The 14,484-nt window shown below is 69.2% G+C and carries 13 protein-coding genes and 1 riboswitch; of the genes, 1 reads left to right on the plus strand and 12 read right to left on the minus strand.

Translation table 11 applies throughout. The annotated features are described in order from the left end of the window. Genes AWC14_RS07050 through pafA form a run of 7 tightly spaced genes read right to left on the minus strand, consistent with a single transcriptional unit; the run spans position 1 to position 8,115 of the window. Positions 1 to 768, minus strand: a complete 768-nt coding sequence (locus tag AWC14_RS07050) for a DUF4333 domain-containing protein (RefSeq protein WP_045379467.1) — start codon at positions 766 to 768, stop codon at positions 1 to 3. 59 nt (positions 769 to 827) lie between these two features. Next, a complete protein-coding gene (locus AWC14_RS07055; RefSeq protein ID WP_045379470.1) occupies positions 828 to 3,569 on the minus strand; it encodes a DEAD/DEAH box helicase in 2,742 nt (913 codons plus the stop codon). Next, positions 3,553 to 4,488, minus strand: a complete 936-nt coding sequence (tatC, locus tag AWC14_RS07060; protein WP_045379473.1) for a twin-arginine translocase subunit TatC — start codon at positions 4,486 to 4,488, stop codon at positions 3,553 to 3,555. The genes AWC14_RS07055 and tatC overlap by 17 nt, the downstream gene beginning before the upstream one ends. A 52-nt stretch (positions 4,489 to 4,540) precedes the next feature. After that, positions 4,541 to 4,771 (minus strand): Sec-independent protein translocase subunit TatA, encoded by a 231-nt coding sequence (gene tatA / locus AWC14_RS07065; protein WP_045379476.1) that lies wholly within the window; start codon positions 4,769 to 4,771, stop codon positions 4,541 to 4,543. A gap of 29 nt (positions 4,772 to 4,800) precedes the next feature. Beyond that, entirely contained in the window at positions 4,801 to 5,760 is a 960-nt protein-coding gene (locus tag AWC14_RS07070) for a helix-turn-helix transcriptional regulator (RefSeq protein ID WP_045379479.1), read from the minus strand. Then, positions 5,757 to 6,746 (minus strand): helix-turn-helix transcriptional regulator, encoded by a 990-nt coding sequence (locus tag AWC14_RS07075; RefSeq protein ID WP_045379581.1) that lies wholly within the window; start codon positions 6,744 to 6,746, stop codon positions 5,757 to 5,759. Before AWC14_RS07075 ends, AWC14_RS07070 begins: the two co-directional genes overlap by 4 nt. 10 nt (positions 6,747 to 6,756) lie before the next feature. Continuing rightward, positions 6,757 to 8,115, minus strand: coding sequence for a Pup--protein ligase (gene pafA, locus AWC14_RS07080; protein WP_142281590.1), 1,359 nt, complete (start codon positions 8,113 to 8,115; stop codon positions 6,757 to 6,759). Positions 8,116 to 8,257: 142 nt separating this feature from the next. Here pafA and AWC14_RS07085 point away from each other — a divergent pair, with 142 nt between their 5' ends. Next, positions 8,258 to 9,178, plus strand: a complete 921-nt coding sequence (locus AWC14_RS07085) for a phosphodiesterase (RefSeq protein WP_045379482.1) — start codon at positions 8,258 to 8,260, stop codon at positions 9,176 to 9,178. 15 nt (positions 9,179 to 9,193) lie between these two features. Here AWC14_RS07085 and AWC14_RS07090 read toward each other — a convergent pair whose 3' ends face one another. The 5 genes from AWC14_RS07090 to dop all read right to left on the minus strand — a co-directional run bounded on the left by AWC14_RS07090 (position 9,194) and on the right by dop (position 14,482). Then, positions 9,194 to 10,702 carry a stealth family protein gene (locus tag AWC14_RS07090; protein ID WP_045379587.1) on the minus strand — a complete coding sequence of 503 codons (1,509 nt, stop codon included), beginning with the start codon at positions 10,700 to 10,702 and terminating at the stop codon, positions 9,194 to 9,196. 87 nt (positions 10,703 to 10,789) lie between these two features. Further along, positions 10,790 to 10,960: riboswitch (M-box (ykoK) riboswitch) on the minus strand. Positions 10,961 to 11,060: 100 nt separating this feature from the next. After that, positions 11,061 to 11,819: a proteasome subunit alpha gene (prcA, locus tag AWC14_RS07095; protein WP_057003122.1), complete on the minus strand. Its 759-nt coding sequence runs from the start codon at positions 11,817 to 11,819 to the stop codon at positions 11,061 to 11,063. Next, entirely contained in the window at positions 11,816 to 12,700 is an 885-nt protein-coding gene (gene prcB / locus AWC14_RS07100; protein ID WP_057003121.1) for a proteasome subunit beta, read from the minus strand. Before prcB ends, prcA begins: the two co-directional genes overlap by 4 nt. Continuing rightward, positions 12,697 to 12,891, minus strand: coding sequence for a ubiquitin-like protein Pup (locus AWC14_RS07105; protein ID WP_045379485.1), 195 nt, complete (start codon positions 12,889 to 12,891; stop codon positions 12,697 to 12,699). Before AWC14_RS07105 ends, prcB begins: the two co-directional genes overlap by 4 nt. Before the next feature lie 94 nt (positions 12,892 to 12,985). Further along, positions 12,986 to 14,482: a pup deamidase/depupylase gene (dop, locus tag AWC14_RS07110; RefSeq protein ID WP_045379488.1), complete on the minus strand. Its 1,497-nt coding sequence runs from the start codon at positions 14,480 to 14,482 to the stop codon at positions 12,986 to 12,988. Positions 14,483 to 14,484: the final 2 nt, after the last annotated feature.

The raw sequence follows: 14,484 nt of genomic DNA on the forward strand, positions 1-14,484 counted from the left end.
CTACTTGGGCCGGCCGACCTCGTAGGTGCCCTTGTTGTCCTGGAAGGTCACGGTCACCTGGCGCTTGCTGCCGTCGATGGTGACGCTGCAGTCGAACGTGCCGCCCTTCTTCACCACCGGGTTCTGGCCGTCGTTGCACTTGACGTCCTTGACGTTCTTGGCGCCGTAGCCGTTGGTCTCGTCGGTCAGGATCTGTTGCACGCCGGCCTGCGCCTTGTTGATGTCCAGCTTGGTAGTGACGAAGAACCCCGGCGCCCAAAACCCGAGTACCAAAACGACTGCGACGACGATCGCAGCGAACACGCCGACAACCGTCCCGATCACCGCTCGCGAACGCTTGGAGCCGGCCGGCGGCGGCCCGTACTGGCCCGGCTGCTGCGGGTACTGGCCGGGCTGGCCGTACTGTCCCGGCGGGTATTGGCCGTACTGCCCCGGCTGCCCGTATTGGCCCGGGTACTGGCCCGGCTGCTGCGGGTATTGGCCGGGTTGGGCGCCGTATTGCTCGGGCTGCGGGTAAGCCGGCGGCTGCGCATACGGCTGAGACGGCGGATAGAACGGGCCGGGCTGCTGGTACGGCTGGTACTCGGTGGGCGTATACGCGGGTGCCTGCCACGTCGGCTGCTCGCCGGTCGGCTGCTGCCAGGCCGGCTGCTGTTCGCCGGATGGCTGCTGCCAGGGCGATCCCTGCTGCGTCGGCTGGTCGGACTGCTGATCGTCACCCTGCGGTGGCTGCCACGGATTCGGGTCAGATCCCTGCGGTCCGCTCATCGTGTTTCCGGTCCTCTCAGTCGCGGTGCTGGCTATGCAACCGTAGCTGCGGCCTCAGCCTACCCGGCGTCAACTGCGACGACGCCACGCCGAATGGCGTCGATCGCGTGTTTCGCGGTGACGCTGAGGTCCGGTTGCGGGGCGGCATTTCGGACCTGGTCGAGCAGGTCGAGGACCTGCCGGCACCACCGCACGAAATCCCCCGCCGACAGCGGCGAGCCGGCGGCGTCGGCGTCCGCTGCCGTCAACGCCGCGGCCAGGTCCCCGCTGCTGGCCCACCGGTAGATCGCGGCGACGAACCCGTCGTCGGGCTCACGACTCAGGGTGATGCGATGCCGCTGCTCGTCGGCGCGCAATGCCGCCGACAGCCGTCGCGTCCGGTGCAGCGCCTGCCGCAGCGGCGCGGGCAGCGTCTCCGCGGGCTGCGTGGGACCGGAACCGCCGTCGCCGCGTGACTCGTAGAGCACCGACGAGAGCACCGCGGCGAGTTCGGCCGGACGCAGACCGGTCCAGGCGCCGGTGCGCAGGCACTCGGCGACCAGCAGGTCGCTTTCGCTGTAGATGCGGGCCAGCAGCCGGCCGTCGTCGGTGACCCGGGGATCGTCGTCGATCATCTGGATGAACCCGCGCTCGGTGAGCAACCCGACGATGCGGTCGAAGGTGCGCGCCAGCGAATTGGTGGCCGCGGCCACCTTCTTGTGCAGCTGCGCGTTGTCGCGTTCGATGCGCAGATACCGCTCGGCGACTCGCATGCGGGATTCGCGGTCATGCGCGTGGTGGGCGGGATGGCGCCGCAACTGCTGGCGCAGCGCCGCCAGCTGGGGATCGACGTCCGGGCCGTCGGATCCCGGGCCGCGACGCCGGCGCTGACGCGGCTCAACCGCCAGCCCGGCGGCCGCCGATCGCAGCGCCGACGCCAGATCCCGCCGCACCCGCGGCTGGCGGTGCTCGACCCGTTTGGGCAGCGCCATCGACCCGACCGGCGCCGCAGCGCCCGAGTAGTCCGCCGACGAAATCCGGCCCGCCCAGCGATGTTCGGTGAGCACCAACGGCCGCGGATCGGAGCTGTCCTTATCGGATTCGAGCACCACCGCCAGGCCGTTGCGGCGGCCGTGCGGGATCGTGATGATGTCGCCGCGGCGCAGCGCGGCCAGCGCGTCGTTGGCGGCCTGCCGCCGTTGCAGCCGCGACGCGCGGGCCTGCGCGCGTTCGGCTTGCGAAATCTGTTCGCGCAGCCGGGCGTAGGCGAGGATCGGCGCGTCCTTACCGCCGAGCTCGGCGGCGATCTCGCCGAGCATCCGCTCGCCGCGCTCGATGCCGCGGACCAGCCCGACCACCGACCGGTCGGCCTGGTACTGCGCGAACGACTGCTCCAGCAGCCGGTGCGCCTGATGCGGGCCCATCCGGTGCACCAGGTTGATCGTCATGTTGTACGACGGCGCGAACGAACTGCGCAGCGGGAAGGTTCGGGTCGACGCCAGCCCGGCGACCTCCGCCGGTTCGATATCGGGGTGCCAGATCACCACCGCGTGGCCTTCGACGTCGATGCCACGCCGGCCGGCCCGCCCGGTCAGCTGGGTGTACTCCCCCGGTGTCAGCGGGAGGTGCTGCTCGCCGTTGAACTTGACCAGCCGCTCCAACACGACGGTCCGGGCCGGCATGTTGATGCCCAATGCCAGTGTCTCCGTGGCGAATACGGCCTTGATCAGCCCGGCGGTGAACAATTCCTCGACGGTGTGCCGGAATATCGGCAGCATGCCGGCGTGGTGGGCGGCCAGACCGCGCAGCAGTCCCTCGCGCCACTCGTAGTAGCCGAGCACATCCAGGTCGGCGTCGGCCAGATCGCCGCAGCGGTGGTCGATCACCTCCGCGATCCGGGCGCGGTCCTCGTCGGTGGTCAGCCGCAACGACGAGCGCAGGCACTGGGCGACCGCGGCGTCGCACCCGGCGCGGGAGAACACGAACGTGATCGCCGGCAGCAGCCCGTCGGCGTCCAGCACCCGGATCACGTCGGGCCGCGACGGCGGCCGGTACATGGTGGGCCGCCCGGGGCCCCGGCGCGGCCGCCAGTCGGCCAGCCGATCCGCCTCTCGGCGATTTGCGATGTGGCGCACCAGGTTCGGGTCGACGCGGGGTTGGTGCTTGGCGCCGTCGCGGTCGTAGTCGAACAGGTCGAAGAGGCGTTTGCCGACCAGCATGTGCTGCCACAGCGGCACCGGGCGGTGTTCGTCGACCACCACCGCCGTGTCGCCGCGCACGGTTTGGATCCAGCCGCCGAACTCCTCGGCGTTGCTCACCGTCGCCGACAGGCTGACCAGCCGCACCTCGTCGGGCAGATGCAGGATGACCTCTTCCCAGACCGCACCGCGCATCCGGTCGGCGAGGAAATGCACCTCGTCCATCACCACGTGCGAAAGCCCTTGCAGCAGAGGCGAATCGGCGTAGAGCATGTTGCGCAGCACCTCGGTGGTCATCACCACCACCGGCGCGTTGGCGTTGACCGACAGGTCGCCGGTGAGCAACCCGATGCGGTCTTTGCCGTAGCGCGCGACGAAGTCGGTGTGCTTCTGGTTGGACAGCGCCTTGAGCGGGGTGGTGTAGAAGCATTTGCCGCCGGCGGCCAGCGCCAGATGCACCGCGAACTCGCCGACCACTGTCTTGCCGGCCCCGGTCGGCGCGCACACCAGCACCCCGTGACCACGTTCCAGGGCCGCGCACGCCTGCTGTTGGAAGGGGTCGAGGCCGAAGGCCAGCTCGGCGGTGAACCTGGCCAGTTCGGTCGGTTCAGGTGACGTCGTCATGAGGTCCGGCGATCTGCGACGGCGCCGCCACCGCCGACGGCGGTTCGATCGGCGCGGCCTCGTCGTCGTCGAGGTCGGTCAGCGCTTCACGCCTGGCCTTGCGTTTGTCGTGCAGCCGGGCGATCTGGATCGCCAATTCCAGCAGCAGGGTCAGCGCCGTCCCGAGCGCCAGCATCGAGAACGGGTCGGAGCCGGGCGTGAAGACGGCCGCAAAGCAGAACATCGCGAAGATCAGGCCGCGCCGCCACGACCGCAGCCGCGCATAGCTCAGCACCCCGGCCAGGTTGAGCATCACGATCAGCAGCGGGAATTCGAAGCTGGCCCCGAACACCAGCAGCAGGTTGATCAGGAAACCGAAATAGCGGTCGCCGGACAGCGCGGTCACCTGCACGTCGCTGCCGACGGTCAACAGGAAGTGCAACGCCTTGGACAGCACCAGGTAGGCCAGCACCGCGCCGGCGACGAACAGCGCCGCGGCCGGAATCACGAACGCCACCGCGAAGCGGCGCTCCTTACGGTAGAGGCCCGGCGTGATGAACGCCCACAGCTGGTAGAGCCACATCGGGCAGGCCAGCACGATGCCGGCGGTCAGCCCGACCTTGAGCCGCAACATGAATTGGTCGAACGGTGCGGTGGCCAGCAGCCGGCACTGCCCGTCGGCGCTGATGTCCGCGCGGGCCGAGGCCGGCAGTGCGCAGTACGGGTGGCGCAGCCACTCGCCGAGGCTTTCCAGCCCGAACAGCGAATGCGAGTACCACACGAATCCCAGCGCCGTGGTGAGCACGATTGTGCCCAGCGAGATGAGCAGCCGGGTGCGCAACTCGGTGAGGTGCTCGACGAGCGACATCGTCCCGTCTGGATTGGTGCGGCTGCGCCGCAGGCGCGGGTCGAGCTTCCGCAGGATTCCGGTGGTGCGCACGGTCAGTCAGACGGCGCGTGCGGCGCGTCCGCACGCGTGGGTCGACGGCAGGCTAGCTCGACCGTCCGTCGGCCGCCGGCGGCTCGACCCGCTCCGACTGCACCGATGTGGGGCCGGCAGGAGATTCCGACTTGCTCTCGTTCTGCAGTTCACGGACCTCGGACTTGAAGATTCGCAACGACTTGCCTAGCGAACGCGCCGCGTCGGGGAGCCGCTTGGCACCGAAGAGCACCACGACCACGACGGCGAGGATCAGCCAGTGCCACGGACTAAGACTGCCCACTTTGGTTACCTCCAGACGTTCACCCGATGCTACCGCGCCGCGGCCTGGTAGGCCTCCAGCGCCGCGGCCGCGGCATCGCGGACCCGCTGGGCCAGCGACTCGGGCTCCAGCACCCGCACCGCCGGCCCCAGCCCCAGCACCAGGCGGGTCATCCAGTCGTCGGAGGCGTAGGTCATCGCCGCCTCGCAGTAGCCGTCGGGCAGCTCGCGCAGCAGCCGCATCGGGTAGTAGTCGAACATCCACGACGCCGACGGCGCCAGCCGCAGGGTGGCCGACGGCAGCGACGGGTCGGCGTCGAACAGCGAGGTGTCCGGCGGTGCCTGCAGCGCGGGTTCGGGCGGCGCCGAGGGCTCGTCGAGCACCTGCGCGTCGACGATGCGGTCGAACCGGAACAGTCGCACCCCCTCGGCCTCCCGCGACCAGGCCTCCAGGTAGCTGTGGTCGCCGACCAGCACCACCCGGATCGGGTCGACGACGCGCGTGGACAGCGTGTCGTGCGAGGCGGCGTAGTAGTCGATCGTCAGGGCGCGGTTGGTGCGCACCGCGGTGCGCACCGCGGCCGCGGCCTGGCTCTCCGCGGGCGCCGGCTCGTCGACAGCCCCGGAACCCCGCGCGGCAACACCGGCCGCAGCTTCGATCTTGGCGATCGCGCTGCGGGCCGCCTCCGGGTCGACCACGCCGGGGATGTCGGCCAGTGCCCGCAGCGCCACCAGCAAGACGGTGGCCTCGGGCGAGGACAGCCGGAGCGGCTTGTCCACGCCCGCCGAGAAGGTCACCTCGATGGTGTCGCCGGAGAAGTCGAAGTCGATCAGGTCACCCGGGTAGTAGCCCGGAAGGCCGCACACCCACAGCTGTTGGAGGTCTTCGTCGAGCTGCGCGAGCGACACGCCCAGGTCGGCGGCGGCTTCGGCGCGAGTGATCCGTGGGTTGGCCTGGAAGTACGGCACCATGTTGAGCAGCCGCACGAGCCGGGCCGAAACGGGCGTCATGCGGAGACTCCAGCTTGGGCCCGCAGCCGCGCGAGCACGTCGTCGCGCAGCGACTCCGGTTCCAGCACCACCGCGTCGGCGCCGTACCCGGTGACCTCCTGCGCCAGCCGGTCAGTGGACCCGATCTCGAGTTCGATGACCTCGCCGTCGCGGCCCGCCAATTGCCTTGGGCCCACGGCCTTTCCGGCGCGCCGCAGCGCAGTGGCCCGCCCGTCGGCGACCCACACCCGGGCCTGCACGCCGGTCGGCGCGTCAGAGACCGTCTCCGTGACGATCGCGCGCAGGTTCACCCCCTCGGGGCGGCTGACCGCGCCGGGCGGCCCGATCGGCGTGACCGGGTCGCCGATCCGCGACAGCCGAAACACCCGGGTGGCGCCGCGGTCGCGGTCGTGTCCGACCAGATACCAGCGGCCCTTTTCGGTGACCACACCCCACGGCTCGACCGTGCGGGTGGTGTAGGCGTCGGTGCGCGACGGCCGGTGCGGGAACTGCACGACCTGTCCGGCGTCGATCGCCGCCAGCAGGGCTTTCAGGCTGTCCTCCGAGCCGCGGACGCCGCCCAGCCTGGCCGGCGACGCGACAGTCACCGGAGCGTCGGGGTCGACGTCCACCCCGGCGGCGCGCAGCTTGAGCAGTGCGCCCTGGGTGGCGGTGACCAGTTCGGGCGACTCCCACAGCTGGGTGGCGACGGCCACCGCGGCGGCCTCTTCGGGGGTCAGCTCGACGGGCGGCAGCGCGTACGCGTCGCGGTTGATGCGATAGCCCTCGACCGGGTCGAAGGCCGACGCCTTGCCGGTCTCCAGCGGGATGCCGAGGTCGCGCAACTCGTTCTTGTCGCGCTCGAACATCCGCGAAAACGCTTCGTCGTTGGGGCTGTCGCCGTAGCCGGCGACGCTGGACCTGATCTTCTCGGCGGTGAGGTAGCCGCGGGCCGACAGCAGCGCGATGACGAGGTTCATCAGCCGTTCGACTTTGGAGGTCGCCACGCGCCCCAAATTACATGCTGGCGATCAGCCGCTTGACCCTCTCGTCGACCGAGCGGAACGGGTCTTTGCACAGCACGGTCCGCTGCGCCTGGTCGTTGAGTTTGAGGTGCACCCAGTCGACCGTGAAGTCGCGTCCGGCGGCCTGTGCGGCGCTGATGAATTCGCCGCGCAGGCGGGCCCGGGTGGTTTGCGGCGGCTGGTCGACAGCCTCCTCGATTTCCTCGTCGGTGGTGATCCGGGCCGCCAGCCCCTTGCGCTGCAGCAGATCGAACACGCCGCGGCCGCGCTTGATGTCGTGGTAGGCCAGGTCGAGCTGGGCGATCTTGGGGTCGGACAACTCCATGTCGTAGCGGTCCTGGTAGCGCTGGAACAATTTGCGCTTGATCACCCAGTCGATTTCGGTGTCGACCTTGGCGAAGTCCTGGCTTTCCACGGCGTCGAGCTGACGGCCCCACAGGTCGACGACCTGCTCGATCTGCGCGTTGGGCTCCCGGGTCTGCAGGTGCTCGACGGCGCGGGCGTAGTACTCCCGCTGGATGTCCAGCGCGCTGGCCTGCCGCCCGCCGGCCAGCCGCACCGGGCGACGGCCGGTGATGTCGTGGCTGACTTCGCGGATCGCGCGAATCGGGTTGTCCAGCGAGAAGTCACGGAACGCCACCCCGGCTTCGATCATCTCCAGCACCAGCGCCGCGGTGCCGACCTTGAGCATCGTGGTGGTCTCGCACATGTTGGAGTCGCCGACGATGACGTGCAGGCGCCGGTATTTCTCGGCGTCGGCATGCGGCTCGTCGCGGGTGTTGATGATCGGGCGGCTTCGGGTGGTGGCGCTCGACACCCCTTCCCAGATGTGCTCGGCGCGCTGGGAGAGGCAGAACGTGGCGGCCTTGGGCGTCTGCAGCACCTTGCCGGCGCCGCAGATCAGCTGGCGGGTGACAAGGAACGGCAGCAGCACATCGGAGATCCGGGAGAACTCGCCGGCCCGCACGATCAGGTAGTTCTCGTGGCAGCCGTAGGAGTTGCCGGCCGAATCGGTGTTGTTCTTGAACAGGTAGATGTCGCCGCCGATGCCCTCGTCGGCGAGCCGCTGCTCGGCGTCGACCAGCAGGTCCTCCAGCACCCGCTCGCCGGCGCGGTCATGGGTGACCAGCTGCACCAGGCTGTCGCATTCGGCGGTGGCGTATTCGGGATGGCTGCCCACGTCGAGGTACAGCCGCGCGCCGTTGCGCAGGAATACGTTGGAGCTGCGGCCCCACGACACCACCCGGCGGAACAGGTAGCGGGCGACCTCGTCGGGACTCAGGCGGCGATGGCCGTGAAACGTGCAGGTGACACCGAACTCGGTCTCGATGCCCATGATTCGCCGCTGCACGATTCGAGCGTACTGGTATCCGGCCATGTGGGTACGAGAGACGCGCCTGTGGACCGATGTCGGCGTTCTCGACCGCCATTCCGGTAGAGTCGGGTGCTGCTCGTCCCAGTGAGCACCGTCGTTCAGAGAGGTCTTCAGTCCGGTGGACAGACCCAGGGTCGCGGAGCACCCGCGGCCGGATCATGTCATCGCACACATCAGTGACACTCACCTGGTAGCCGGCGACGGCGACCTGTACGGAGACGTCGACGCCGACGCCCGATTATCGGAGCTGCTCGAGCGGCTCGAGGCCTCCCAAACCCGACCCGACGCGTTGGTCTTCACCGGCGACCTCGCCGACACCGGCCAGCCTGATGCGTACCGCAAGCTGCGCGACCTCGTCGAGCCGCTCGCGGATCGTCTTGGCGCTCAAGTCATTTGGGTGATGGGCAACCACGACAACCGGGCGGCGTTGCGACGGCACCTGCTGCACGAAGCGCCGACGATGGCGCCGATGGACCGGGTGCACCACATCGCGGGTCTGCGGGTCGTCGTGTTGGACACCTCGGTGCCCGGCTACCACCACGGCGAAATCGCGCCGGAGCAGCTGCGGTGGCTGTCCGAGCAGCTGGCCGAGCCGGCGCCGTTCGGCACCATCCTGGCGATGCATCACCCCCCGGTTCCCAGCGTCCAGGACCTCGCCGTGATGGTGGAGCTGCGTGACCAAAGCCCGCTGGGCGAGGTGTTGCGCGGCACCGATGTGCGCAGCATCCTGGCCGGCCACCTGCACTACTCGACCACGGCCACCTTCGCCGGCATTCCCGTTTCGGTGGCCTCGGCGAGCTGCTACACCCAAGACCTGCTGACCGCCGGCACCCGCGGCCGCGACGCCGCGCAGGCGTTCAACCTGGTGCACTGCTATCCGGAAACGGTGGTGCACACTGTCGTGCCACTGGCGGCCGGCCCGACCGTCGGCCGGTTTGTCGCCCCGGACGCCGTGCGGCGCGAACTCGCCGACGCCGCGACGAGCATCCTTCCGGCCGCCCGCATTCCGCGCCTGGCGCCGCAGTTCGCGCGACGCTAGCGCGCCGGGCGCTTGTCACTCGTCGCCGACGACCCGCTCCCACGGCGCCGGGACCGGGAAGTAGCTTTCCAGGAACTCCCCGACCACGCGGGCCCGTTCTTCGGCGCTCACCTCCGGGAAGCTGCCGTCGTTGAGGCAGAAGAAGTCGAACTTGCGCTTCTTCAGTAGCTTCGGGAGTTTCGCCAGGCCCGACCGCAGCGTGGTGTCCACGTAGAGCACCTTCGCCGACTCGTTTTGCACCGCCCGCCCGGTCAGCAGCGAGTAGTAGTGGTACAGCGAGTTGGTCACCGAGATGTCAGTGCTCGACCGGAAGCGACTCGCCTGGGTGCGGGCGAAGTCCGCCGGGAACTCGCGCTCCAGCTCGAGCAGCACGCTCTTGCGCAGCGGTGCAGCGGTGTGCTCCAGATGGCGGGTGATGATCTTCCCGAACTTCTCCCACAGCAACTGACGGTTCACCCGGGCGGCGTTCTCGAAGCCGCTGCGCTCGGGGTGGTTGAGACCGAGCCCGATGCGGGTGCCCGCCTCGATGAACTTCGTCACCCCGCCTGGCGAGAAGAACATGGTCGGCGAGAGCGGCCGGCCGAAGAACATGTCGTCGTTGGAGTACAGGAAATGCTCTGCCAGACCGGGGATGTGGTGCAGCTGGGTCTCGACCGCATGGCTGTTGTACACCGGCAGCGCGGACAGGTCGGTGAAGTGCTCCTCGGCGCGCACGATGGTGATCTTCGGGTGCGGCGCAAGCCACTGCGGAACCGGCGAGTCCGTCGCGATGAAGATCCGCCGCACCCAGGGCGCGAAGGCGTGCACCGACCGCAGTGCGTACTTGAGCTCGTCGATCTGACGGATCCGCGCGTCGGCGTCATCTCCTTCGCCGACAACATGATTGGCCATCGCCGCCGCGCGGCGGGCCCGGAACTCCGGGTCGTTGCCGTCGACCCAGGAGAACACCATGTCGATGTCGAACGTGATGTCGCCGGCATGCGGGGCGAACATCCCGTCGATGGTCAACCAAGTGCGGCCGTGCAGTTCGACGTCTGCGTACACAATGTCGCTGAGCGGCAACGCCTTCCGGGTCAACGAGTTCTCGATCGGGCAGATCACCTGCTGCCCGTCGAACACCCAGAACTGCAGCTCGACACCCGCCGACGCGCCGTACCGAATGCCGGACCGCGGGCATTCGCGCCGACGGAAAATCCGCAGCAGCCGCGGGTCGGGCGCCGTCGAGAGCAGACCGTCGGCGAGATCGACCGATCGGCGTCCCGTCCCGTCGAACACCTTGGCGCGCAACGGAGCTTCCAGACATGCGGCCATCAGAGCCTCGGCCACCCGGGCGCGCAGCGCGATATCCACGATGAGCGCGGGCCGCCCGTCGGCGCCGCGGATCAGCAGGAACGGGATGCCCGCCATCTCCAGCTCGCCGCTGATGAACAACAGGTCCGCCACCATCGCCTCGTACGGAGTCAGGCGCAGCCCATCGGCTGAGCCGAATGATCCGTCCAAATCCGTCCGGCGGACGTCGATCATGCTGGTCATGGGAAACACCTGCCTTCCACGCTCGATGTCGGTCACGACGCGCACGAAGAGGGATCCCGCGAAGCGGTGGAGCGGCGACGATGCCCTCACACGTTGAGCTTTGGCACTGAGCGACGTATCCCGGAAACCGGGAAGCCACTTGGGATCACCCCTTAAGCCGGGGAGATCTGTCCTGATCTTGGGCGTCTCTCGACGTCGTCAGATCAGTGGCCTGTGTTCGTCCAGAAGCCTCGCCTAACGAGGTGCTCCAGCAGGATAGCCGCGATTCCTCGATCCGGCAACACGGTCGCGTCGGGGCCAGGCGCGGCCAAACGGCTTGACGCCGTGCAGGTCCCGCGAGCGGTCGGCTTTACTTACCGTCCGATTTCGACTTGCCCGACCCCGACTTCCCCGACGACGAGTCCGGCTTGGGCAGCAGCGCCTCCAGCGCCGACCCGGTGATCCGCCGGAACGCGCGCCGGGGCCGGTTGGCATCCAGGATGGCCACCTCCAGCATGGACACCCCAAGGCTGGGCTGGTCGCCGCCGTTGCTGCTGCCCGCCCGCAGCGCAGTCACCGCGATCCGCACGGCGTCGGCGAGGTCGGCGTTCTCGGCGTAGGAGTCCTTGAGCGCGTTGGCGATCGGCTCCGTCGTGCCGCCCATCACCACGAAATGCGGCTCGTCGTTGATCGATCCGTCGTAGGTGATCCGGTACAGCTCAGGGGGTTTGGATTCGCCGTAATGGGCGACCTCGGCCACGCACAGCTCGACTTCGTAGGGCTTGGCCTGCTCGGTGAAGATGGTGCCCAGCGTCTGCGCGTAGACGTTGGCCAGCTGGCGGCCGGTGACGTCGCGGCGGTCGTAGGCGTAGCCGCGGGTGTCGGCGAATTGGATTCCGCCGCGGCGTAAGTTGTCGAACTCGTTGAACTTGCCCGCGGCGGCGAAACCGACCCGGTCGTAGAGCTCGCTGATCTTCTGCAGCGACCGCGACGGGTTCTCCGCGACAAACAGCACGCCGCCCGCGTAGGCCAGCGCCACCACGCTGCGGCCCCGGGCGATGCCCTTGCGCGCGAGCTCGCTGCGCTCGCGCATCGCTTGCTCCGGCGAGATGAAGTACGGAAAGCTCACGAGTCACCCCGTTGCGCATCCGGGCCGAAAGTGTCAGCGCGCGAACGACTTTCGATGACCTCCCGGGCCAGCTCGGCGATGCGCTGCTCCGGCACCTCGGCCGCGCCGTCGGCGCCGATGGTGACCGCGGTCGGGTAGATGCCGCGGACCAGATCCGGGCCGCCGGTGGCCGAGTCGTCGTCGGCGGCGTCGTAGAGCGCCTCGACGGCCACCCGCAGCGCCGAATCGCCGTCGGTCACCTGCGAATACAGCTTCTTCATCGACGAATTGGCGAAGATCGACCCCGAGCCGACGGACTTGTAGCCCTCCTCCTCGAGGTTCCAGCCGCCGGCCGCGTCGAACGACACGATGCGGCCCGCTTTCTCCGGGTCGGGATCGTCGAGGTCGTAACCCACCAGCAGCGGCAGCGCCACCAGGCCCTGCATCGCCGCGCCGAGATTGCCGCGCACCATGATGGCCAGCCGGTTGACCTTGCCGGCGAACGTCAGCGGCACGCCTTCGAGCTTTTCGTAGTGCTCGAGTTCGACCGCGTAGAGCCGGGCGAACTCGACGGCGATGGCGGCGGTCCCGGCGATGCCGGTGGCCGTGTAGTCGTCGGTGATGTAGACCTTCTGCACGTCGCGCCCGGCGATCATGTTGCCCTGCGTCGAGCGCCGGTCGCCCGCGATGACGACCCCGCCCGGGTATTTCAGCGCGACGATCGTGGTGCCGTGCGGCAGCTGGTTGCCGGCGCCGGGTTCGGCGCTGCCCGCACCGACCGGCAGCAGCTCGGGCGCCTGGCGACGCAGAAAGTCAGCGAACGAGGACAGGTCTACAGGGTTGGCGGGGATTCCGGGAAGTGCTGAGTTGGTGGCCAGGCGATCGCGAAACGGCCAGGTCACTGGCCGCCCTTTTGGACGTACGCGCGCACGAAGTCCTCGGCGTTCTCTTCCAGAACGTCGTCGATCTCGTCGAGCAGGTCGTCGGTTTCCTCGGTGAGGTTCTCGCGACGCTCCTGGCCCGCGGCTGTGCTGGCGGTCAGGTCGTCATCGTCGCCGCCGCCACCGCCGCGCTTGGTCTGCTCCTGAGCCATCGCTGCCTCCTGCTATGTCATCGGCGGCGCATTACACGCCCGCCGGTCTCTCTACCCTACCGGTCGCCACCGACCTTTCCTCGGGTAACGAAGCTCACGTCGTCAGTTGTTCCACCAGCTCCGCCGCGCTGTCCACCGAGTCCAGCAGCGCCCCGACGTGCGCCTTGCTGCCCCGCAGCGGCTCCAGCGTCGGGATTCGCACCAGCGAGTCGCCGCCGAGGTCGAAGATCACCGAGTCCCAGCTGGCCGCCGCGATGTCGGCGCCGAACCGGCGCAGGCACTCTCCGCGGAAGTAGGCGCGGGTGTCGGTCGGCGGGTTGTCGACGGCGTTGAGCACCTGCTGCTCGGTCACCAGCCGCTTCATCGAGCCGCGCGCCACCAGCCGGTTGTACAGGCCCTTGTCCAGCCGCACGTCGGAATACTGCAGATCGACCAGATGCAGCCGCGGCGCCGACCAGCTCAGGTTCTCCCGGTGCCGGAAGCCCTCGAGGATCCGCAGCTTGGCCGGCCAGTCCAGCAGGTCAGCACACTCCATCGGGTCGCGCTCGAGCAGGTCGAGCACGTGCGCCCAGGTCTCCACGATGTCGTTGGCGCGGGGATCGGGGTCGCGGGTGTCGACCAGCTTGGCCACCCGGTCCAGATAAACCCGTTGCAGCGCAAGGGCGGTCAACTCCCGGCCGTCGGCCAGCGCCACGGCGGTGCGCAGCGACGGGTCACGGCTGATGGCGTGCACGGCGTGGACCGGGCGTGCCAGCGCCAGGTCGGTCAGATCGATGCCCTCTTCGATCAGGTCGAGCACCAGCGCCGTGGTGCCCAGCTTCAGATACGTCGAGGTTTCGGCGAGGTTGGCGTCGCCGATGATCACGTGCAGCCGGCGGTAGCGGTCGGCGTCGGCGTGCGGCTCGTCGCGGGTGTTGATGATGCCGCGTTTGAGCGTGGTTTCCAGCCCGACCTCGACCTCGATGTAGTCGGCGCGCTGCGACAGCTGGAACCCCGGCTCGTCGCCGGCGGGCCCGATGCCGACCCGCCCGGAGCCGGTGACCACCTGGCGGGACACCAGGAACGGCGTCAGCCCGGCGATGACGGCCGAGAAGGGGGTCTGGCGGCTCATCAGGTAGTTCTCGTGCGAGCCGTAAGAGGCGCCCTTGCCGTCGACGTTGTTCTTGTACAGCTGCAGCTTGGCCGCCCCGGGCACGCTGGCGACATGTCGCGCGGCGGCTTCCATCACCCGCTCGCCGGCCTTGTCCCAGATCACCGCGTCGAGCGGGTCGGTGCACTCGGGCGCGGAGTACTCCGGGTGCGCGTGGTCGACGTAGAGCCGCGCGCCGTTGGTCAGGATCATGTTGGCGGCGCCCACCTCGTCGGCGTCGACGACCGGCGGCGGTCCGGCCGAACGGCTCAGGTCGAACCCGCGGGCGTCGCGCAGCGGCGACTCCACCTCGTAGTCCCAGCGGGTGCGCTTGGCGCGCTGGATACCGGCGGCGGCGGCATACGCCAGCACCGCCTGCGTCGAGGTGAGGATCGGGTTCGCGGTCGGGTCCGACGGCGACGAAATGCCGTACTCGACCTCGGTCCCGATGATCCGTTGCATGA

Source organism: Mycobacterium kyorinense (genome assembly GCF_002101735.1).
Taxonomy (GTDB): domain Bacteria; phylum Actinomycetota; class Actinomycetes; order Mycobacteriales; family Mycobacteriaceae; genus Mycobacterium; species Mycobacterium kyorinense.